Annotated in this window: 15 protein-coding genes and 1 pseudogene; 8 read left to right on the forward strand and 8 right to left on the reverse strand. The window is 69.1% G+C overall.

Going from position 1 to position 21,432, the window contains the following annotated elements; translation table 11 throughout:
* The first annotated feature begins 33 nt into the window (after nt 1–33).
* Nucleotides 34–1,725 carry a DUF885 domain-containing protein gene (locus LK06_RS02885; RefSeq protein WP_039654083.1) on the forward strand — a complete coding sequence of 564 codons (1,692 nt, stop codon included), beginning with the start codon at nt 34–36 and terminating at the stop codon, nt 1,723–1,725.
* Nucleotides 1,726–2,065: 340 nt separating this feature from the next.
* Here the strand turns inward: LK06_RS02885 and LK06_RS34820 are convergent, their stop codons facing one another.
* Nucleotides 2,066–2,194, reverse strand: a complete 129-nt coding sequence (locus tag LK06_RS34820) for a hypothetical protein (RefSeq protein WP_267886113.1) — start codon at nt 2,192–2,194, stop codon at nt 2,066–2,068.
* A 2-nt stretch (nt 2,195–2,196) separates the two neighbouring features.
* Here LK06_RS34820 and LK06_RS02890 point away from each other — a divergent pair, with 2 nt between their 5' ends.
* The 4 genes from LK06_RS02890 to LK06_RS02905 all read left to right on the forward strand — a co-directional run bounded on the left by LK06_RS02890 (nt 2,197) and on the right by LK06_RS02905 (nt 5,982).
* On the forward strand, nt 2,197–2,874 hold the full coding sequence (locus LK06_RS02890; protein WP_039654084.1) for a hypothetical protein: 678 nt from the start codon (nt 2,197–2,199) through the stop codon (nt 2,872–2,874).
* A gap of 211 nt (nt 2,875–3,085) precedes the next feature.
* Nucleotides 3,086–3,331 carry a ferredoxin gene (locus tag LK06_RS02895; protein ID WP_039654086.1) on the forward strand — a complete coding sequence of 82 codons (246 nt, stop codon included), beginning with the start codon at nt 3,086–3,088 and terminating at the stop codon, nt 3,329–3,331.
* Complete coding sequence (locus LK06_RS02900; RefSeq protein WP_039654087.1) at nt 3,321–4,712, forward strand: NAD(P)/FAD-dependent oxidoreductase; 1,392 nt, start codon at nt 3,321–3,323, stop codon at nt 4,710–4,712. The genes LK06_RS02895 and LK06_RS02900 overlap by 11 nt, the downstream gene beginning before the upstream one ends.
* A gap of 34 nt (nt 4,713–4,746) precedes the next feature.
* Nucleotides 4,747–5,982, forward strand: coding sequence for a cytochrome P450 (locus LK06_RS02905; RefSeq protein WP_039654088.1), 1,236 nt, complete (start codon nt 4,747–4,749; stop codon nt 5,980–5,982).
* A gap of 214 nt (nt 5,983–6,196) precedes the next feature.
* On the opposite strand, the pseudogene LK06_RS35175 reads toward LK06_RS02905, so the two are convergent.
* From LK06_RS35175 to LK06_RS33620, 3 genes and pseudogenes are all read right to left on the reverse strand, one after another.
* A pseudogene (locus tag LK06_RS35175) lies at nt 6,197–6,448 on the reverse strand (IS982 family transposase); the annotation flags it as partial.
* Nucleotides 6,449–6,523: 75 nt separating this feature from the next.
* Nucleotides 6,524–7,978 (reverse strand): hypothetical protein, encoded by a 1,455-nt coding sequence (locus tag LK06_RS02915; protein ID WP_039654091.1) that lies wholly within the window; start codon nt 7,976–7,978, stop codon nt 6,524–6,526.
* Nucleotides 7,979–8,148: 170 nt separating this feature from the next.
* A complete protein-coding gene (locus LK06_RS33620; protein WP_167747923.1) occupies nt 8,149–8,349 on the reverse strand; it encodes a hypothetical protein in 201 nt (66 codons plus the stop codon).
* Nucleotides 8,350–9,686: 1,337 nt separating this feature from the next.
* Between LK06_RS33620 and LK06_RS02925 the strand changes: the two genes are divergently transcribed.
* The 3 genes from LK06_RS02925 to LK06_RS02935 all read left to right on the forward strand — a co-directional run bounded on the left by LK06_RS02925 (nt 9,687) and on the right by LK06_RS02935 (nt 13,156).
* The gene (locus LK06_RS02925) at nt 9,687–10,268 is read left to right on the forward strand and encodes a peptidylprolyl isomerase (protein WP_159025155.1); all 582 of its coding nucleotides are present in this window, start codon (nt 9,687–9,689) and stop codon (nt 10,266–10,268) included.
* Nucleotides 10,269–10,376: 108 nt separating this feature from the next.
* The gene (locus tag LK06_RS02930; RefSeq protein WP_234367344.1) at nt 10,377–11,531 is read left to right on the forward strand and encodes a glycosyltransferase; all 1,155 of its coding nucleotides are present in this window, start codon (nt 10,377–10,379) and stop codon (nt 11,529–11,531) included.
* A 170-nt stretch (nt 11,532–11,701) separates the two neighbouring features.
* Entirely contained in the window at nt 11,702–13,156 is a 1,455-nt protein-coding gene (locus LK06_RS02935) for a DUF2079 domain-containing protein (RefSeq protein ID WP_234367345.1), read from the forward strand.
* Between the two features lie 920 nt (nt 13,157–14,076).
* On the opposite strand, the gene LK06_RS02945 is transcribed toward LK06_RS02935, so the two are convergent.
* The 4 genes from LK06_RS02945 to LK06_RS02965 form a co-directional block, all read right to left on the reverse strand.
* Nucleotides 14,077–16,185 carry a hypothetical protein gene (locus LK06_RS02945; protein WP_039654093.1) on the reverse strand — a complete coding sequence of 703 codons (2,109 nt, stop codon included), beginning with the start codon at nt 16,183–16,185 and terminating at the stop codon, nt 14,077–14,079.
* Between the two features lie 260 nt (nt 16,186–16,445).
* On the reverse strand, nt 16,446–19,454 hold the full coding sequence (locus LK06_RS02955; RefSeq protein WP_043434555.1) for an AAA family ATPase: 3,009 nt from the start codon (nt 19,452–19,454) through the stop codon (nt 16,446–16,448).
* Nucleotides 19,451–20,614 (reverse strand): exonuclease SbcCD subunit D, encoded by a 1,164-nt coding sequence (locus tag LK06_RS02960; RefSeq protein WP_039654097.1) that lies wholly within the window; start codon nt 20,612–20,614, stop codon nt 19,451–19,453. The genes LK06_RS02955 and LK06_RS02960 overlap by 4 nt, the downstream gene beginning before the upstream one ends.
* A gap of 179 nt (nt 20,615–20,793) precedes the next feature.
* A complete protein-coding gene (locus tag LK06_RS02965; protein ID WP_039654099.1) occupies nt 20,794–21,420 on the reverse strand; it encodes a YigZ family protein in 627 nt (208 codons plus the stop codon).
* Nucleotides 21,421–21,432 lie beyond the last annotated feature (12 nt).

A 21,432-nucleotide genomic window follows, 5' to 3' on the forward strand; every position in this document is an offset into this window, starting at 1 on the left:
CGCGGTGATCCTCTTCATACGAGGATGGTCGGCATGTCAGAGACCAACAGCCCACTGCCCCGGCAGGTCGCCGATGCCTATGTCGCCGATCTCATAGCCCTGGACCCGGTCACCGGCACCTATCTCGGTGTCAAGGAGAGCTCTCACAGGCTCCCCGACTACTCGCCCGCCGGCCAGGAGGCCCTCGCGGAGCTGGCGCGGACGACGCTCGCGAAGCTGGACGGGGCAGAGCGGCAGTCCGGTGCGGACAGCGATGCGGAGCGGCGCTGCGGACGGCTACTGCGGGAGCGACTGACCGCGGAACTCGCGATGCACGAGGCGGACGAACATCTCCGCGCGATGGGCAACATGGACACGCCAGGCCACTCGGTGCGGGACATCTTCACGGTCACCCCGGCGCAGACGGAGGAGGACTGGGCGGCGATCGCCGAGCGGCTCCGCGCGGTGCCGGGCGCGCTCGCGGGCTACCGCGAGTCGCTCCAACTCGGCCTGGACCGCAAGCTGTTCGCGGCTCCCCGCCCGACCGCCACCTACATCCGGCAGCTCACCGAGTGGACGGACATCGACGGCAAGGGGCGTGGCTGGTACGAGGACTTCGCCGCGGCCGGGCCCGACGCGCTGCGCACCGAACTGGACCAGGCGGCCCGTGCGGCCACTGAGGCCCAGACGGAGCTGCGGGACTGGCTGCGGGACGTGTACGCGCCGGCCATCGAGGGCGCCCCGAACGTGGTCGGCCGCGAGCGGTACGCGCGCTGCGCCCGGTACTTCAACGGCACCGACCTGGACCTGGACGAGGCGTACGCCTACGGCTGGTCGGAGTTCCACCGGATCCTCGGCGAAATGAAGCAGGAAGCGGAGAAGATCCTGCCCGGCGCCGAGACGCCGTGGGCCGCACTGGCACATCTCGACGAGCACGGCCGGCACATCCAGGGCGTGGACGAGGTCCGCGAGTGGCTGCAGGACCTGATGGACCGTGCCATCGAGGACCTGGACGGCACACACTTCGAACTCGCCGAGCGGGTGCGGAAGGTGGAGTCGCGCATCGCCCCGCCGGGCGGTGCCGCGGCCCCGTACTACACGGGGCCGTCGGAGGACTTCTCCCGGCCCGGCCGTACCTGGCTACCGACGATGGGCCAGACCAGGTTCCCGGTGTACGACCTGGTGTCCACCTGGTACCACGAGGGTGTCCCCGGACACCACCTGCAGCTCGCCCAGTGGGCGCACGTGGCCGAGAACCTCTCCCGCTACCAGGCGACGGTCGGCGGGGTCAGCGCCAACGCGGAAGGCTGGGCGTTGTACGCGGAACGGCTGATGGACGAGCTGGGCTATCTGACGGACCCGGAGGAACGGCTTGGCTACCTGGACGCGCAGATGATGCGGGCGCTCCGGGTGATCGTGGACATCGGCATGCACCTGGAGCTGGAGATCCCGGCAGATTCGCCGTTCCGCCCCGGTGAGCGCTGGACACCCGAGTTGGCAGAGGAGTTCTTCGGCGCGCACTGCAGCCGGCCCGCCGACTTCGTGGAGAGCGAGCTGACCCGATACCTGACCATTCCGGGCCAGGCGATCGGTTACAAGCTCGGTGAGCGGGCATGGCTGCTGGGCCGGGAAAGGGCACGCGAGCGGCACGGCGACGCGTTCGACCTGAAGGCCTGGCACATGGCCGCGCTGTCGCAGGGGTCGCTGGGCCTGGACGATCTGGTGGACGAACTTTCCCGGCTCTGACACCACAAGGCTCCGTGACCACGCCTGCCTCGATGTGCTGCTCCGGCCGGTGATCCGGTCCGTCCCGTCGGCGGCCGGCCGTGCGGTGAAGGGGGCCAGGGGCCAGCACAGCCGGCACCCGTACCCGGCACCCGGCACCCGGCACCCGGCCGGGAAGCGGGATGACGGCCGCGGGTGCTTCACCCCGGCCGTCACCGGTGCCCACCGGGCGGTGGACCCTGGTCCACGTCCACCGCCCGGTGGGCATCCAGTACCCCTGTGTCGATCCGGTCCGGCGTGCCGCCTGGTCCACGCCCCGGCCGCGGGCACCCCCGGCAACGGCGGCGTCAGGCCGCCGGCGTCACCGTCCGGGGCCGTCGGGCTGCCACCAGGGTGCCACCGGCTCGGCCAAGTGGGCCCCTGCGATGGCGCGGGCCACCGTCGCGAGGCTTTGCTGGTGGCGGTAGCCGATGTAGTGGAGGCGGGCCACACATGCAGGGAAAAGGGCCGACGCAGAAGGCGCTGGAGACCCCTCGAGCCGCCGCACTGGCGGGGATCGCCTTCGCGTTGCTGCTGGCCGCTGCCATCATCCTGATCCGGATGGGGATCCCCCAAGGAGCTGACGCGGTCAACGCGCAAGGGTTCACCGACTCCCAGCAACGCGGCGCGGTGCAGACGGCCCTGTCGCTCCTGCCGTTCGCCGGCATCTTCTTCCTGTGGTTCATGGGAGCCGTGCGGGCCCACGTCGGCGAGGTCGAGGACAAGTTCCTGGGTACCGTCTTCCTCGGCAGCGGTCTGGTCTTCACCGCCACGATGTTCGTCGCGGCGGCAGCGGCCAGCGCTGTGCTGGCGGTCACACACTCCAGCGGGTCCACACCCACGCTGGCCTCCTGGGACTTCGGCCGCCATTTCGCCCACACGATGATGACCAGCTACGCAACGCGGATGGCCGCCGTCTTCGTGTCCTCCCTGTCGGTCCTCGGCAAACGCCTCGGCGTCCTGCCCCGCTGGCTCACGGCCCTCGGTTCCCTCACCGCTCTGGCCCTGCTGTTCGTCTCGCCCAGCCTCCCCTTGACAGACCTGGTCTTCCCGGCCTGGTCACTGGTGCTCAGCCTCTACATCCTCGTGGTGAGCGGCCACAACCGGACCCACCCCGCAGCGGCCTCCTGAGCGGCCCACCCCACCGGCGGCTCCGGCCGGGGCCACGACGGCACGGTGGCCTCTGCACCGCTGGCGAACCGCTCACCCGATCGGCGTGCACCAGCGCGCGGACCGGGTGGCGCGGCTCCCATGCTGGCAAGCGAGAGCTGCCCGCCGTCCGGAAGTGCCCGTGCACCAGGGGACGCGCACCGGACCTGGCCACCGAAAGGTCGAAACGCCCATGAGGCTAGTCGTCGATCTCAACAAGTGTCAGGGCTACGCGCAGTGCGCGTTCCTCGCACCCGATGTCTTCACCATGCACGGCGAGGAATCCCTGGTCTACAACCCACGGGTAGCCGAGGACCAGCGGCAGGGCCTCGCGCGTGCCGTCGCGGCCTGTCCGGTACAGGCGATCACGGCCGACGGCCTGGACGGTGCGGCCGAACCGACGGCCGAGTCCGCCCGGGAGGCTTCCCATGGAAGCTGACCACGTGGACCGGCTCCGGCACGAGGGACGCATCGTGATCGTGGGCGCCTCACTGGCCGGGCTTCGGGCCGCCGAGACCCTACGCGCCGAGGGCTTCACCGGTTCGCTCACGATGATCGGTGACGAGCCGTACGAACCGTACGACCGGCCACCGCTGTCCAAGGCCGTCCTACTGGGGAAGGCGTCCCCGCACCACACCGAGTTGCCGCACCGCCGGGAGATCGACGCGACGTGGCGGCTCGGCGTCGCGGCGACCGGCCTCGATCTGACCGCCAAGCGGGTACGGCTGGCTGACGGGGACGAGGTGGAGTACGACCGCGTGCTCATCGCCACCGGCGTCCGGGCCCGTCCCTGGCCGAAGGAGGCGGAGGCCGGTCTGGACGGCGTCTTCGTGCTGCGCACCCGCGACGACGCGACCGCGCTGTACCAGCGGCTGAAGTCCGGGCCGCGCCGGGTGTTCGTCATCGGCGCCGGGTTCGCGGGTTCGGAGATCGCCTCGGCCTGCCGGGAGATGGGCATCGCCGTCACCGTGGCCGAGCGGGCCGGCGCGCCGCTGGTGGGCGCCCTCGGCGGGACGATCGGTGCGGTCGCCGCCGAACTGCAGCTGGAAAACGGCGTGGACCTGCGCACCCGAGTCACGGTCACCGAGTTGGAGGGCGACTCGGTCGGCCGAGTGCGGGCCGTCCACCTGTCCGACGAGAGCGTCATCGAGGCGGATGTCGTGGTCGTCTCCCTGGGCTCGCTGTACAACACGGAATGGCTGAACGGGTCGGGGCTCGGTGCCGGGCCCCGCGGCGTCGCTTGTGACGCGGGCTGCCGGGCCTTCGACTTCCGGGGCATCGTCACCGACGACGTCTTCGTCGCGGGTGATGTCGCGCGGTCGCCGCACCCGCTGTTCGGCTACCAGTTCCTCGCCCTGGAGCACTGGGGCAACGCCGTCGCCCAGGCGGAGACCGCCGCGCACAACATGATCAGCGCGGGCGCCGAACGCCGCCCCCACATGTGGATGCCAGCCTTCTGGTCTTCGCAGTTCGGCGTGAACATCAAGTCGGTCGGGGTACCGCCGATGGGTGACCAGCTCATGGTCACCCAGGGATCGCTGGCCGAACGCCGTTTCATCGCCGTCTACGGTCACCGGGGCCGCATGGTGGCCGCCGTGAGCTTCGACAACACCCGGTGGCTGGAGTTCTACCAGCGGCAGATCGAGCGCGGCGCGCCGTTCCCGGTGGAGTTCCCGACGATGGACCGGCGCCCGGAGGGCCGGAAGCCGGTCGCCGCCGACTTCCCCGACCCGTCGCTGCCGACGCACGGTCCCACCGTGACCCTCAGCGGCTTCTCGCCGACCGACCGTCAGCTGGTCTTCACCCCGGCCCACCACTGACCGCCACCCAGGCCTGTCGCCCCAAGGACCCGATATGACCCAAGCCTCGCTGATGCGCCAGATCACCGACTTCGCCAATCGTGCCAACCCGTATCCGCTCTACGAGGAACTCCGCAAGACGCCGGTGCTGCACGAGGAGGAGGATGGTCCCTACGTCTTCAGCTCGTACTGGGACATCGAGGCTCTGCTCCACGACCCTCGGGTCAGCTCGGACGCCGCGAACCTGACCGCCGCCGGAGCCGATGAGCTGTCCAAGCCAGAGGAGACGGGGCTTCCTCCGTCCTTCATCCGGCTTGATCCGCCGGAGCACGACCGGCTGCGCCGGATCACCAACAGCGCCTTCGGCCCGCCGCACAAGCCACGCCGGATCGACTCCATGCGGGGCGAGCTGGCAGACATCGTCACGGGTCTGATCGACGGCTTCGGCGACGCACGGCAGATCGACCTGGTCGACCAGTTCGCCTACCCCTTCCCGGTGACGGTGATCTGCCGGCTGCTCGGGGTGCCCCGGGAGGACGAACCGAAGTTCCGGGGGTGGGTGGACCCGGTGGTCGCCAGTCTCGACCCGGACACCCGCAGGGACGCCGATGCCGAATTCCGGAAGACCGCGCAGGAGGCGCGGATGCAGCTCGGCATGTATCTGTCCTCCCTGGTAGAGCAGCGCACCAAGGAACCTCAGGACGACATGCTCTCCGACCTGGTCAGCAGCCACGGTCCGGACGGCGCCATGACGATGATGGAGGTGCTGAGCACCTCGCTGCTGTTGCTGATCGCCGGTCACGAGACGACCGTCAATCTCATCACCAACGGCATGCTCACCCTGCTGCGGTACCCGGACATCCTGGCGCGGCTGCGGGACGATCCGGGTCTGTCGGCCAACATCGTGGAGGAGCTGCTGCGGTTCGAGCCACCGGTGCAGATCGTTCCGCAGCGCAGCACCATCGCCGACATCGAGGTGCGCGGGGTCACCATCCCGAAGGGTTCGCGCATCTGGCTCGTCCTCGGCGCGGGCAACCGCGATCCGGAGCGGTTCTCGGACCCCGAGCGTTTCGACCCGGACCGCGGGGACATCCAGCACCTCGGCTTCGGCAGCGGCGTCCACAGCTGTTTCGGCGCTCCGCTGGCCCGGCTGGAGACGCAGATCGCCCTGACCGAACTGGCCCGCCGGCTCGACGGACCCCGCTTGGTCGAGGACCCGCCGCCCTACCGGCAGAACGCGGTGCTGCGGGGCCCCCGCCATCTGAACATCGCCTTCGACGCCTTGCGTTAACGGTCTGAGGACGAACCGGACCGCCTGGGCCACCTCACGGGTGCGCCCGGCGGACCAACGCAGGAACGTGCCTGTTCGGGCAGGTGGAAGGCCGAGGCCGGTTCGTCCCCGAAGACCGGAGCCGTGCCGTCGCCGGCGGTGAGCAGGCTCCGTACGCAGGCAAGGTCCCGGGTGGAACCACCCCGTACGCGACCAACCCGAGCCCAGTCGGGGCGCGGACCCGCGGCGACACAGCCCGCAGCCTCCCGTCCCAGCCCGCTTGCTTCGGCACGTACGGGAACATCGAGCGCAGGCGGCAGCGAAAGAGCCGCAACCACCTGCGCTCCGAGGTGAAGCCCGGTATCGCCTGGGCCATGGCGAGGCAGACGAGCTCGGAATCCGTCGACCGGGACGGGCGGCCCAGCCATCGGGTATCTCCGATCTCATCGTCGATCTTCACGTACAGCGCGGTGAGCAGGGCGTCCATGTCATTCGTCACAGATTGGTCTTGGACGCCCTGTCTGCGTTCCCGAACGCTCCGTCAGCATTCGGAGTGACTCGTCTAGGGCAGGTTGGTGCAGAAGCCTGGCACCACAGGGCTGTAGGTGCAGTTGGTGGGGCTGTTGCCGGTGACCGAGTTGCCGCCGTTGTCAGTCACCGCGGTGTCGGTGTACAGACCACCGGGAGCGGGAGCGGCGGGTGCAGTGTTGTCGGTGATGGACACGCCGGTGAAGGCCAGGACCGAGTTGCCCCCAAAACCGACGTTGTAGAGACCACCGACTTGGGAGCCGGTGCCGCTGGCAGTGTTGTCCGTGATCGAGACATTGCCCAGAGTCGTTGTACCCGCGTCGTTTCGATACAGGCCTGCTCCGGAAGAGTTGTCACCTGCGGCGCGGTTTCCGCTGATGGTGGAATTCTCGAAGTCCAGCATCCTGCTGGCGGAGACCCCGAAGATCATGACACCACCCCCACGGCCACCGGCGCCGATGGTCTCGTTGCCACTGATGTCGGTGTTCTCAACCCTCAGTGACTCATTCGACGCGCCCGCTGTCGTGACGTTGAGGCCACCTCCATTCGCACCGTTGCCCGTCGCTTTGTTCCCCGTGATCTGGCTGTCCGTGATGTTGGCTGGGAAGCCGAGCCCGATCATCAGCCCGCCGCCTGCGCCTCCTACTCCAGGTCGCGAGGCGAGGTTGTTGGTGATGACGGTGTGGTCCATGTTCATGGCACCCCCGTTCACCAAGAGACCTCCGCCGTCCTCGGACGTGTTGTTCTTGAAGGTGCTGTTGTGCACCATCAGCATGGTGGCGGCGTTGGCCACATAGATTCCTCCGCCCCCGGTCCGGGCCCGGTTCTCGCTGAAGGTGCTGCCGTTCACGTCGGTTGTGGCGGCGTTGGTGTACATGCCACCGCCATCGTTCGTGTCGGTCGCGTTGTCCCTCACGAGGGTGTTGTTGAGTTCGACACTGCCGGAGTTGAGTACGGCGAAAATGCCGCCGCCACGTCTGCTCGCCTTGTTGCCCTCGACGGTGGCGTTGTTCGTCCGGAGCATGGTGCCGGTGGTTTCGAGTCTGATGCCACCTCCTTCTCCTCCGGCAAGAGTGGATCCGAACTGGACGGTGGTGTGGTTCAGGGTGAGATTGCCGGGTCCGCCCTCACCTGTGGTGATGTTGATGATCCGGAAGTCGTGCGCTGTGGTGATTCGGCGGATCGTCGCCGTGTTGGCGCCGCTGACCGTGTCGATGGTGAGGGTCTTGTCGATGGTGAGGGCGCTTTCGTCGGCCGCCGGAACGTTGGAGTCGTTGAACGCGTAGATGCAGTAGTCAACGAGGGTGACGGTGTCTCCGGTCGCGGCGCTGGCGATGGCGTTCTTCAGATTGGTACCAGCGGTGATGGGGTTCGCGTTGCAGGCGGCGGCGATGGTGGCGGCGTGGGCCGGCGTCGGCGCTGTGAAGAGGGAGATTGCGGCCAGAGCCGCGCCCACGGTTGCGGCGCGAGTCGAACGTTGGAGGTTCATGCAGTGTCCTGTTCTTCGTGGAACGTCAGTTTTCCGGCCACCCCACCGGCAGGGATCGGTCGTGGCTTCCTTGACTTGGGTCCTTGGACGGTGGGGTGAGTGGTGCCGGGGCCGGTGCGGCTGTGCCGCACCGGCGGCAATGCACGATTCCGGGGATCTGCGACGTCAGATCACTCCGTGCATTCGGCGAACGCGACGAAGCTGACGTTGAATCCGGAGTCGTTGACGGCGGTCACGGTCCACGTCCCGGGCTCATTGCTCCGGCGGGACTCCCGCACGGTCAGGCTGCCATCACTCGTGTAGCCGCCGCCGGTGAGCACGGCGCTCGTTGGGCAGGTCGCCGTCACCGTGCCGATTTCGGTCGGAGCCAAGGTCAAGGTAGTACCCAGTACTTCCGACGTGGTGGCAAAGCCTGACGGGCCGGTGGGGCCTTGAGGACCCGTGGAGCCGGTGGGGCCAGTGGGACCCGTCGGACCCGTGGGACCCGTCGGACCCGTCGGACCCGTCGGACCCGTCGGACCTGTAGGCCCCGTCGGACCCGTCGGACCCGTCGGACCCGTGGGACCCGTCGGACCCGTCGGACCCGTGGGACCCGTCGGACCTGTAGGCCCCGTGGGACCCGTCGGACCCGTGGGACCCGTCGGACCCGTCGGACCAGTCGGACCAGTCGGGCCGGCCTTGCCGTGGTCTCCCTTGTCACCCTGGTCGTGGTCGCCCTTACCGTGCTGGTCGCCCGCGTGACAGTCCCTTGAACAGGGGTCTTGCGGGGCCCGTAGGGCTTGCCCCGCCAAACGGGTCGACTCCAGGGGCACACTTGCGGCTGCGCCAACCGTGCTGACTGAGAAAACCGTTGCAGTGACCCCTACCAGCCCCCACAGGCGCCGGCGACGGAGTCCCCTTACCCGGGCACGTCTCGATCGAACGCTCATTCTCTTACCCTTTCGAGGTTGGCCACGCTCACCGCAGATAGCAGTCAGTAATCAGATCATCACATTCAATGACCCTCTGTGCATGCAGGGGAATCACCAGTGGATGTGACGCCGGGTGGCGTGGCGGGCTGGCACTCCCACGCCTACGGGGCCGCCCCGTGATACCCCCACGCACTCCACCCAGTCCGGGCGTCCGAGGCGTCCTCGCCGTGTCGGAACCTGGCCGGCTCCGCTTGTTCGAGAGCCCCACATGCCGCGACCCGGGGGAGGAACCTTCTCTCCCTGATGTGTGGGCGGACGCCTCACCTGCGGCTACTCGCCGGTGGGAAGACGATCCCTGATCTGGCGACTGCTGACTGAGTGAATACCCCGGCCCACGCCCACGGCTGACGGGTCACGCAGGCGCCTCAGGGCCTGCCATCTGAACGGGGCCTATTCCGCCCTTATCCGCATACACGCGTCCCACGCATGGGAACGGTGTGGGGACCGGAACACCCGGTGACACCCACCGGGCGCCCACCACCCCATGCACCGAGGTGTACATGTCTGGCATCAGCCAAGGGCCGAAGGCCCGCAACCCCGGACTGTGGCGCACGGGTCCAGCCGAGGAAGGCGAAGAGCGCAGGCCGGGGCGGAGCGCACGTCGGAAGTCCCGCCTGGTGGTGACCGCTCTCTCCGTCGGCGTAGTCGGCGCAGGGGCCGCGTGGGCCGCCCTGGCACTCACCAGGGAAACGGTGCCAGCGCGCCCCGTGGCGGGGGCCACATCTACGTGCGTGTACATGCCCAGCCAGGCAGGGAAGGCCGTCACCGTGCCGCCCTATGACGCCACGAAGGCCGCACGTCCGTACAGCGTCCGATTGGTCACCAACAGGGGCGCCATCACATTCGAGGCGCTGACCACCCGCGCGCCCTGCGCCACCAACTCCTTCGCCTACCTGGCCGGCAAGGGGTACTACGACCAGAGCACCTGCCACCGTGTGACAACGCGGTCCATCTTCGTCCTGGAATGCGGGGACCCCTCCGGCAAGGGAACGGCCGACCCCGGTTATTACTTCAAGGAGGAGAACCTGAGGGGCGCGTCATACCCGGCGGGAACCGTTGGCGTCTCCAAAGTGGTGCCCGGCCGCAACGGCAGCCAGTTCTTCATCAGCTACGCCGACCCCTCGGTCAAGATGCCACCACAGTGGACGCCCTTCGGTCGAGTGGTGGACGGCCTGGACGTGGTGAAGGAGATCGGCGCTAACGGGACGCAGGACCACTCGACCGACGGCAGGCCCAGAACTCCGGTGATCATCGAGTCCGTGACGGTCCAGCCGGCAACGGCGGCACCGGAGTCGGAGCCCACGGATGACCTCACCTGATCACGGCGCGGCGGAGCGGCATCGCTGCGATTCTTCCCTCGCGAGACATGTCTTCTCGAATCAGGGAACACCTCTCCCACTCATGTCGTCCTCGCTAAGGAGATCTCCGTGCGGCCGTCCATCTGCCTGTGCATGATTGTCAAGAACGAGTCGAAGGTCATCGAGCGTTGTCTGGCCTCGGTGAAGGGGCTCATTGACACCTGGGTCATCTCTGACACCGGGTCGACCGATGGGACACAGGACTGCATTCGCCGAACTCTCGCGGATATTCCTGGTGTTTTGCACGAGGAACGTTGGGTGGACTTCGGTCACAACCGCAGCCTGAACCTCCAGCACGCTCGCGGCAAAGCCGACTACCTCCTCCTCGTGGACGCCGATCTGGAAGTCCGCCGGGAAGGGCCTCTGCCTCCGTTGTCCGCGGACGCATACATGCTGCGCCATGCCTGTGACACGTCCTACCGGATCCGCCGGTTGGTTCGCGGAGACCTGCCCTGGCGCTACGAAGGTGTGACCCACGAATACCTGACGTGTGATCAAGACGTCCGTCAGGAGAACCTGGACGCGCTCGTCATCGTTGACCACGGCGACGGTGGAAGCAAGCACGACAAGTTCGAGCGTGATGCCCGTCTCCTCACGGGCGAGTTGCAGCGGAACCCTAATGATCCCAGAACCGTCTTCTATCTCGCCCAGACCATGAAGGACTTGGGGCGCACCGCCGAGGCCGTCCGGCTGTACCAGCGACGTGTCGAGCTTGGCGGATGGGTCGAGGAGGTGTATTGGTCCCTCCTTCAAATCGGAGTTCTCAAGTCCTCCGTCGGGGACTGGCCACACGCCATGGAAGCTTTCGCTCAGGCATGGGAGAGCCGTCCACAGCGCCTGGAAGCCTGCTACGAGATGGTCACGCGACTGCGCGGAATGAGGCGGTACCGCAGCGCGCACGCAGTGGTGAGCAGTGTGGTGGGTGGCGCCCTGCCTGCCGAGGACCTGCTGTTTACGCAGCCGTGGGTCTACCGTTGGGGACTGCTCTTCGAGTTCTCGATCACCTCCTACTGGGTGGGTGACCATGCTGGGGCCATCAACGCGTGCGATGGTCTGCTGCAGATGCCCGACCTCCCCGAAGAGATCCGCGAACAGACGGTGAAGAACCGGCGCTTCAGTGAAGAGGTCCTCACCGCTCGACGAGCAAACTCCACCGCTGTTGCCCACCACGTCCCCGCTGTGCCGACGGGCGGGAGGAGAGACCCGTCTCCGACGGCCAGCTGACCCGATGCCACACCCACCGTCGGTCGACACTCCTGGCCTGATCCCCCGGTGCTGATCGGTGCCACCGAGGCGGTTGGGCTCGGACGCCCGGGAATTCCCTGATCCTCCTCACTCAGAAATCACCATGTGAAAAACCTGATCCATGATCCAGCCTCGGAAAGGTGCCAGCCGTGACAGCACTTCCCGTTCAGCTTTCCACGCGAGAAGCAGCTGTGCAGCGGAGCACGGATGCGGAGACAACACCCGAGGGAGAACAAGGCATCGGGTGGCGGATCTGGGCGCTGTCCGGCGTGCTGTTCTTCCTCTATGCGCTGGTGTCCCTGCGTACCCATGAGCGTTTGCTGTCCAACAGCTACGACTTGGGAATCTTTGAGCAGGCGATTCGCTCTTACGCACATGGTGAGTTGCCTGTGTCCGAACTGAAAGGACCGGACTTCCCGCTGCTCGGGGATCACTTCCACCCCATCCTTGCGCTGTTGGCCCCGTTCTACTGGGTGTGGCCGTCACCCAAGACGCTCCTAGTCGCCCAGGCCGCGCTCGTGGCCGCGAGCGCCATCCCGCTGGCCCTCTGGGCCCGCCGGTCACTGGGGCGGCTGGCGGGCCTGATCATCGGCTCAAGCTACGGGCTGTCCTGGGGAGTGGCGAGTGCCGTCGGCTTCGACTTCCACGAGGTCGCCTTCGCAGCCCCGCTGCTGGCCTGTTCGCTGTGCGCTCTGGGCCAGGGGCGGCTGCGTGCGGCGGCAGCCTGGGCGCTGCCGCTGCTGTTGGTCAAGGAGGATCTTGGTCTGACAGTCATCGCGATCGGCCTGGTCATTGCCTGGCGCGGGAACCGACGGATCGGCCTCGCAACGGCGGGGATCGGACTGGCGGGGACCTTGCTGACCCTGTTCCTCATCCTGCCTGCATTCAGTCCGACAGGTTCTTTCGGCTACTGGGATCGGCTGGGGGATCCCGCCGGTGCGGAACAGGGCCTGGCCGGGACGCTGTACCACTACACGATTGGCCTCATCACCCCCGTGACAAAGGTGTCGACCCTGCTGTTCGTGCTGGCACCGACGCTGTTCCTGGCTCTTCGATCGCCGCTGGTGTGGGTCGCGGTGCCGACGCTCGTATGGCGCTTCGCCTCCAACAACAGCTTCAACTGGGGCACCGGCTTTCACTATTCACTGGTGCTGATGACCATCGTCTTCGCCGCCTTCGTCGACGCACTCGTCCGGCGTGGGCAGGTGGCGAGCCTGCGAAGGTACCTGGCGGGCTCGCTTGCTGTGACACTGCTGTTGCTCCCACAGTTCCCCCTCTGGCAGCTCGTCCAGCCGGCCACCTGGCGCGCCACCCCCCGACTGGGTGCCGCGCGCGACGTGATGCGCCTCATCCCCGATGGTGCCACCGTACAGGCGTCCACGAATCTGGTTCCTCAGCTCACCAACCGGACCAGCGTGAGCCTTTTCGGCTGGGCCGGGAGTCGCCCGAATCCGGGGTGGATCATGGTGGACACGCAGGTTCCCGACGAGCGGCGATGGCCACTTTCCCACACAGCGGAACAAGCCGCCCTCCACACGGCACTTGCCAACGGGTACACCGAAGTCGCCAACAAGAACGGGTTCGTGCTGTTGCAGCGGAACTGATCTCGGGCCTCGCCGGCTTGGCTGCCTCTGGGAGGGTCCGTGACGTCTTCCCCTGAAGGACGCCGTATCACCGCACCCCGCGAACCGGTGGCCTGGAGGCGATCGCACGGTCCCCCAACGGCCAGTACCGTGCGATCGTCATCAACCGGAGCAGTCTCACCGGGCGCCCGAACGAAGCCCTCGCCGGCAATCACGCCCTGAAGGCCGCGAAGAAGCTCGGCTGGGACAAGATCGCCATCACCTGGCTCGACGTGGACGGACCGCGAGACCTGTCCCCTGGCGATCGAGCTGCGCGCCGACGCGATCGCGATCGAGTCCAACTACGGCGGCGACATGACCCGCCAGGTCATCCACCAGGCATGGCAGGAACTCCAGCACGAGCAGCGCGCCGAGAACATGCTGATACCCGCAGTCCTGCCGGTGACCGCCAAGCACGCAAGGGGCTGCGTGCCGAGCCGATCGCGCAGCTCTGCGAGCGGGGACGCACCCACCACGTCGGAGAGTGGCCGCTCCTGGAGCAGAAGGTGGTCACTTGGGTCGCCGGTATGAATTCGCTGGACCGCATGGGCGCCGCGATACATGCGCTGACAGGGCTGGCGAACCCGCAACACAGCGGGGCCGTGTCGACCGACTCCCAGGACGCACGCCTGAGCGGACGTAGATGGCCACCCGCCCGTTTGACCGCTCAGTAACAAGGCTGAGGTTTGGGAAGACATCGAGCGTTGCTGCTCAGCCAGCGGCACTTGTCACAATGCCTGTCCGCGCCTCGGGCCTCTCAGCGTCGGGCTGTGGCAGGGCGTGGTGGCTGTCGGCAGCACGGCACGTGTTGCCGACAGCCAGAAGCAGGGCGTGCTCTTTCACTCTTCAGGCGGCACCGAGCAAATTGGGCCTCTGGGTGATGCCGTGCCCGGTGCGTACGGTCAGGTGTAGTAGAGGGCGTGCACGTGATTGTCGACGGTGACGAGGGAGGGAGGGCCGAGGACGGTGTCGGGTGTGCCGTCGAAGGCCATGCGTTCGGCCGGGTACCAGTCGTCCGAGGGGGGAATGCGCAGCGGGGCTGTGTACGGGTGTCCTTCGGTGCCGGTATGGGCCAGCCACATGTCACCGTCGAAGTACAGGGCGGATCCCTGCTTGGAGCGCCAGTACGGGGCTCCGTAGGCGATCCACAACGAGAAGGGCAAGCCTGGAGGGGGGCTACCGAAGACCCAGATGCTGTCGTCGCTTCTGCGGGTCGCGATCCACAGGCGTTCGGAAGCGGAGGCCAGCGCGGGTGCGCACTGTCCCATGACGAAGCGTGCATTGGGGAGCTCAATGCACGAGAGGAAATCCGCCATGCCCCAGCCGTTGCCTTCGTGCTTGGAGAGGTAGACACGGTAATCACCGCCCGTGTGCGCGGAGTACAGGTGGCCGTCGTGGACGGTCATGGCCGGTCCGTAGCCCGAGACCCAGTCGGGGATCTTCTGGGTCGGGGTCCACCTCTCACCCTCCAGGCGGCAGTGATAGACACTCCTGTTCAGGCCGGTGACCATGTAGTACAGCTTGTCGTCGTGGACGGCCAGGGCCACGGGCAGTTCACTGTGATCGCCGTTGATGCGCCGCGGTACGGTCCAGGCGCCGCCTTCGTAGCGGCTCCACATCACTGCCTTGTCACCCGGCCGGGAGAAGACGGCGTGCGGCTTGCCGTGGTAGACGGCGATGGCCGGGGCGGTGATGGACTGCCAGCCCAGCGGGACCGGCGCCCCCCACGAGCCGGGTCCCCCGGGGCCTGTGCCGCGGTCGCGGCTGATCATCTGGACGCTGCCCGCGGGGTAGACGGGGCGCTCGCCGGTGTAGACGACCTTCAACTTGTGGTGGCCGTCGCCGTTGAAGTTCCACTCCATCGTCGGCCGGTAGTAGGCCAGGGCGAGCTGGTCGCGGTCGAGCACGATGGTGCGATTGCACGAGAGGTCGTCGTGGTTGCGCAGCGAGTCCATGAAGGCGATGAAGACCTTCGCGATCTCCCAGGCGAACGCGACGGAGTCGGGCATGGGAATGATCGCGTTCATCGGGTTGCGCGAGTCCATCGCGGTGTTCATGACGTGCACGGCGTGCTGCAGGGCCAGCTGGAGCTGGTCGTACCACGCAGCGTTGGACTGGTCGGCCTCCCAGACGCTGATGCTGGTGACCAGGCCGATGGAGGTGTCCGCGTCGAGGAACTCGCGGCGGCCCACGGAGAAGGTCCGTCGGTCGCCCTCCTCGACGGCACCGAACTCCTGCGAGATGAATGTCTGTCCGCCCTCACCGGTACTGGTGGCGGCGGTGAAGTAGATCTCGTCACGGCCGCCCCCCTGGTCACCGACGGCCCGCTCGACGTAGAACTCCCTCATCTCCAGCCGCGCCCGCCACGTCGCCTGCGCCACCTCCTCCGCGGCCGGGACCGGGGTTGGGGCCGTGTCCGCTGAGCTGCCCGCGGTCTCGGCGGCGGAAGCACCGTCGGCCGCGGTGTCCGCCGCCGCAGCGACAGTGGCAGTGCCGGGAGCGGTGTACCGGGCGACGCCGGTGACAGCGAACCCTTCCTCGCGCATCGCCGCGACGAACGCCGGGTCCTCCTCGGCCCGGCCCGCCGCCAGATCCTCCAGGGTCAGCAGCGACACGTTCGGCGCCGCCTGCGCCGCACGCGTCAGCTCCGGCACCACCTGCGGGAGATCGGTCAGGGCGAAGCCGGAGGTGACGGGCCGCTCGGCGATCACCTGCGGCACGATCAGCGAGCCCGGTGCCGCGTCCCGCACCGTCTCGCGATACGCCCTGCCCCACTCCTTCACATCCGCCTGCTCCAGGACCGTGCCCATCGCGTCCACCAGGAGCCGCTCCAGATCCGTCGGGGTCTGCCCCTCCCGCACCCGGTCCGCACCGTGCAGGGCCACCCCCAGCAGCAGGTTCCCCATCCCGCCCCCGGCCAGCGCCCGATTCGTGCGCGCACGCGAACTCTGCCCCGTCAACAGCGCCTTGAGCCGCTCGACCTGCTCCTCGACCGATGCCGTGTCCGCCATCGTCCGCCCTTCCCTTCCGCACCACCGGGCCCCGAGGCCCCCGGCCCACCGCACGGTGAGGACCCCAGATGATCACCTGACCGGGCCGAGCGCCCCACAGCCGCTGGAACCGGACACGATCACGCCCGGATAGGCGTCCTTGACACACCGCGAACGCGGTACCGACAGGACCACGCACTGGGCCTCATCCACGACCACCAGCCCGTGGCAGGCCGCGGAGCGCAAACGCCGTGCCGGCGGCCTCGGGAACAGCCGCCTGATCAGCCGCCCCATGCGTCCGCCCCGGTGCGCAGCCGCACCGAGGAGCCCGCTCGGCCCTTGCGAACCTCCAGTTGGGCGGGGATGCGGCGCCGCAGGTCAGCGACGTGGCTGACGATGCCGACGGCGCGGTCCCGCTCCCGCAGCGAGTCCAGGACGTCGAGCACCTCGTCGAGGGTCTGGTCGTCGAGGCTGCCGAAGCCCTCGTCGATGAAGAGGGTGTCCAGACGTACGCCTCCCGCCTCGTCGGTGACGACGTCGGCAAGGCCGAGGGCGAGCGCGAGGGAGGCGAAGAAGGTCTCGCCGCCGGACAGGGTGGCGGTGTCCCGCTCCCGACCGGTCCAGGCGTCGACTACGTGCAGCCCGAGCCCGCTGCGACCTCGTCCGGTGCGGTCGTCGGAGTGGACGAGGGTGTAGCGGCCGGAGGACATGCGCTGCAGGCGCAGGGACGCGGCGGCGGCCACCTGCTCCAACCGAGCCGCCAGCACGTACGACTCCAAGCGCATCTTGCGCTCGTTGTCGGCGGAGGTGCCCGCGGTGAGAGCGGCGAGCCGGGCGACCCGGTCGTACGCGTCGCGAAGCGGTGCGAGGCGGCGGACCGCCTCCGTGGCCCGGCGGGAGAGACGATCCAGCTCGGTGCGGCGGTGAGCGGCCGCGTCGCGCGCGGAGGCTGCCTCGCGCAGTCGCCGTTCCGCCTCGGCGGCGGCGTGTTCCGCGGCTGCGGTGTCGGCGGGCGGCTGCTGGGCGGCCGTCGCGGTGTCAGCCTCGGCCAGGAGGGAACGCACGGCGGCGTCCTCGGTCTGCCAAGCGTCCAGGCGGTGCTGCAGATCGCGGTGGGCAGCGTCGTGGAGGAGGGCAGCGGCAGCAGCGCGCGGGGTGTCGAAGCCGGCCCGGTAGGCGGCATCGGCGAGCCGGGCGTCGGCGTCCTTCAGACGCTGAGCGGCATCCTCGGCGGCGCGCGCGGCGTCGGCGGCGTCGGTGAGCAGCACCGCCTGTCGCTCCAGCTGTGCGGCCCGCTCGGCCACGCTGCCGGCGGTACCACGCGCTTGGAGCAACTCCCTTTCCAGCAAGCCCTGTTCGCGCCCCAGGTCCTCACGCCGGGTGAGTCGGGAGGCGGCTCTTACGGCGGCCTGCTGGCGATCGGCGAGCCGCTGTTCGCGCTCGCGTTCGATCCGCCGCAGCTCCTCGTGGGCTGCGTGCAGGGCGGATGCCCGGCGGCGGGCACCGGCGTACTCCTGTTCCAGCTCCTGGGCCTCCGCAGCGAGCCGGGCGGTGGGCATGTCGCCGGCCTCTGCGGTGGCGGCGGCCAGGGACTCGCGGACGGCGCCGAGGCGCTGCTCGGCCTCGGCGCGCTGTTCCTCGGCCCTCCGGCAGGTGGCCAGGGCGCGGTCCTCCCGCTCGCGGTCCACGTGTCCGGAGGCCTTGCGGGCCGGTGCGGGGTGTTCGGTGGCTCCGCAGACCGCGCAGGGCTCGCCGTCGGCGAGGTGGGCGGCCAACTCGGCGGCGATGCCGTTCAGCCGCTGTTCCTTGAGTTCCAACCACTCGGCGCGGGCGTCGAGGGCGCACTGCCGCGCGGCGCGCGCCCGCTCCTGTGCCTGCGTCAGGTCCGCGGCCAGCTCGTCCCGGGTGCGTGCCGCGGTGAGGCGCTTGCGGGCCGGCTCGCGCTGGACGGCGAGTTGTTCGGCACGGGTGGCGGCCTCCTGGGCGGTGTCCATGCGGGACTGCAGCGCCGCGCGCAGGACGTCCCAGCCGCTGAGCCAGGTATCGGCCTCACGCAGGACATCCTCGTCGGCGCGTTCCTGCCGGTCGAGCCCGGACCGCTCTTCCGCGAGGTCGGCGAGGCGCTGCTCGGCGCGGCGGGCCGACTCCAGTGCGCCCAGTTCCCCGGCGGCCCGGCGGGCGGCGGTGGCAAGGCTGTCCGCGTCGGCGTCGGCCTGGGCCCCATCGAGCAGACCTCGGGCACGCGCCTCGGTGTCAGCGGCCCGGCGGTGTTCCTTCTCGGCGGCCTCGCGCAGTTCCAGCGCGGGTGCGACGGCCTCGGCCTTCCGGGCGCGCTCCATGCGTTCCTGCGCCTCGCGGTGAACGCCTTCCCGCTCTCGGAGGAGCGCAGCGCGCTGTTGCGCCTCGGCGAACCGGCTCTGCAGACGGGCGAGTTCGCGTACGTCATCAAGGGTGCGCCGGGCATCGGCATGGGAGGCCTCGGCGGCGGCGAGGCGGCAGTGGGCGGCGGTGAGGTACTCACGGGCGGTGCTGCGGGCGACGGCTGCGGCACCGAGGACCGTCTCGGGCAGGCCCGGATCGCCGGGGGTCAGGTCGGGCAGCTCCATCGCGGCGCCGGCCTCCTGCTGCATGCGGTGGGCGTCGGCGAGCAGCGCCGCGTCTCCTTCACGCACGCGGGCCTCGGTGGCGCGTCGGTTTTCGGCGAGCCGCTTCTCGACGTCGGCGAACCGCTGGGTGTCGAAGAGGCGGCCGAGCAGCCGGCCGCGGGCCTCGGCGTCGGCGCGCAGGAAGCGCGCGAAGTCGCCCTGAGGCAGCAGGACGACCTGGCAGAACTGCTCGCGGCTCATGCCCAGTAGCTGGGTGATCTCCTCGCCGATCTCCTGATGGGAGCGGCTGCGGTCCCGCCAGCGGCCAGCGATGCCGTCGTACTCTCGCAGCCAGGTCTGTGACTTGTCGATGGTGGTGCCCTTGCCACGCAGTTTGGGCCGCTCCCATGGTGGCTGCCGGGTGATCTCCAACCGGCGGCCAGCAACGGTGAGTTCGAGGCGGACCTCGGTACGGGTGCGGGTCTCGGCGTGGTCGCTGCGCAGGTTCATGCCTTGACTGCTCTGCCGGGCGCCTGGCACGGAGCCGTACAAGGCGTAGCAGACGGCGTCCAGGACGGACGTCTTGCCCGCGCCGGTGGGACCGTGCAGCAGGAAGATCCCCGCGGCGGACAGCACGTCGAAGTCGACGCTCTGTGAGTGGCCGAAGGGACCGAAGGCGGTGATGTCGAGCCGGTGCAGTCTCACCGCGCGGCCTCCCGTACGGCGTTGTCGGCGCGCACGGCGTCGAACACCTCACGCAGCACGGCCGCCTCCTGCTCGTCTGGTCCGGCGCCACGCACATGCGCCACGAAGTCCCGGGCGACCTGCTGGTCGCTGCGGCCCGCGAGGCGGTGGGCGTACGACAGCCGGGAGTCGTCCGGGGCCTGCTCGGGCGCGAAGGCCAGGCTGAGGGTGTGGGGGAAGCGTGCGGAGAGCCGGGCCATGGGGTCGGCCGGGCGGACCGGATCGGTGAGGGTGGCCTCGACCCAGGCATCCTCGTGCCGAGCCAGACCCGGGTCGGCGAGGAGGCCGTCCAGGGTGCCGCGAAGACGGGCCAGCGGGCGGGGTACCGGACAGTCGACGCGTTCGGCGCCGGCCAGACCGTCAGCGTCGAGGTCGATCAGCCACGTGCTCTTGCGGTGCTCGGCCTCGGAAAAGGAGTAGGCCAGGGGGGAGCCGGAGTACCGCACGCGCTCGGTGATGGTCTGGCAGCCGTGCAGATGCCCCAGGGCCACGTAGTCGACGCCGTCGAAGACGCCGGCCGGTACGGCAGCCACTCCGCCGACGGTGATGTCCCGCTCGCTGTCGGTGCTCTGACCGCCGGTGACGAAGGCGTGAGCGAGGACCACGGAACGCGTACCCGGCGCACGCGTGGCCAGGTCGGCGCGGACGCGGTCCATGGCGGCGCGGAGCACCGTCTCGTGTCCTGCTTCCTCGACCGCGAACTCGTCTTTCACCAGAGCGGGTTCGAGATACGGCAGCCCGTAGAAAGCCACGTCACCATGGGCATCCGACAGGATCACCGGAGTACCGGCGGCGGATGGTTCGGTGCGCAGGTGGATGCCCGCGCGGTCGATGAGCCTGGCGCCGACGCCGAGGCGGCGGGCCGAATCGTGGTTACCCGAGATCATCACCGTGGGCACGCCGAGGTCCGCGAGACGGTGCAGGGCGTCGTCGAACAGTTCGACCGCACCGAGCGGAGGGATCGCACGGTCGTACACGTCGCCCGACACGACCACCGCGTCCACCTCGCGCTCGCGCGCGGTGGTGATGAGGTGACCGATGAACTCGGTCTGGGCCCCGAGCATGTTCACCCGGTGGAAGGCCCGGCCGAGGTGCCAGTCGGACGTGTGCAGGAGTCTCATGATCCCCGAGACTAACGGCCGGGTCGGACATCACAGGGGGTTACGACCGTATTGGCCCGCCAGGAGCGGGCGCCGACTCACCATGGCCCGCCCGTCCCCCGTCCGACGTCCGCGCGTCATGCCCCGCCATATCCCGTCATGCCCTGCCACACCCCGACATGACCCGTCAGAGACGAAGGTCACGCGTCGCCGTAGGCTTCCCCACCCAGTTCGAACCCCGCTGTGCCCGCCGTCACATCGGCGAGCCATCCGCGGAAGGCGTCCACGTCGGCGTCGGGCAAACCGATCTCGATGGTGACGGCCTCGCCGTAGCGGACGTCCCGCACCTCGCGCCCGGTGGCTCGCAGGTCGTTCTGGACCTTGCCGGCACGCTGATGGTCAACGGTCACCGTGGCCAGCCGGAAGCGGCGCCGGGTGATCGTGCCGAGCACGTCCATCGCCTCACCCACGGCACCGCCGTAGGCGCGGATCAGCCCACCGGCGCCCAGCTTGACTCCGCCGTAGTAGCGGGTGACGACGGCGACGACGTAACGCATGTCGCGGCGCAGCAGCATCTGGAGCATGGGGACGCCGGCGGTGCCGCCCGGTTCGCCGTCGTCATTGGCCTTCTGGACGGAGGCGTCGGCACCGATGACATAGGCCCAGCAGTTGTGTGTGGCGTCCGCGTGCTCCTTGCGGACGGCGGCGATGAAGTCCTGCGCCTCCTGCTCGGTGGCCGCCGGGGCGAGGGCGCACAGGAAGCGGGAGCGGTTGACCTCGGTCTCGTGCACGCCCGTGCGGGCGACTGTGTGGTACTCGTCCTGCATTCCGCCAGCCTA

It is taken from the genome of Streptomyces pluripotens (genome assembly GCF_000802245.2).
In the GTDB taxonomy this organism is placed as follows: domain Bacteria; phylum Actinomycetota; class Actinomycetes; order Streptomycetales; family Streptomycetaceae; genus Streptomyces; species Streptomyces pluripotens.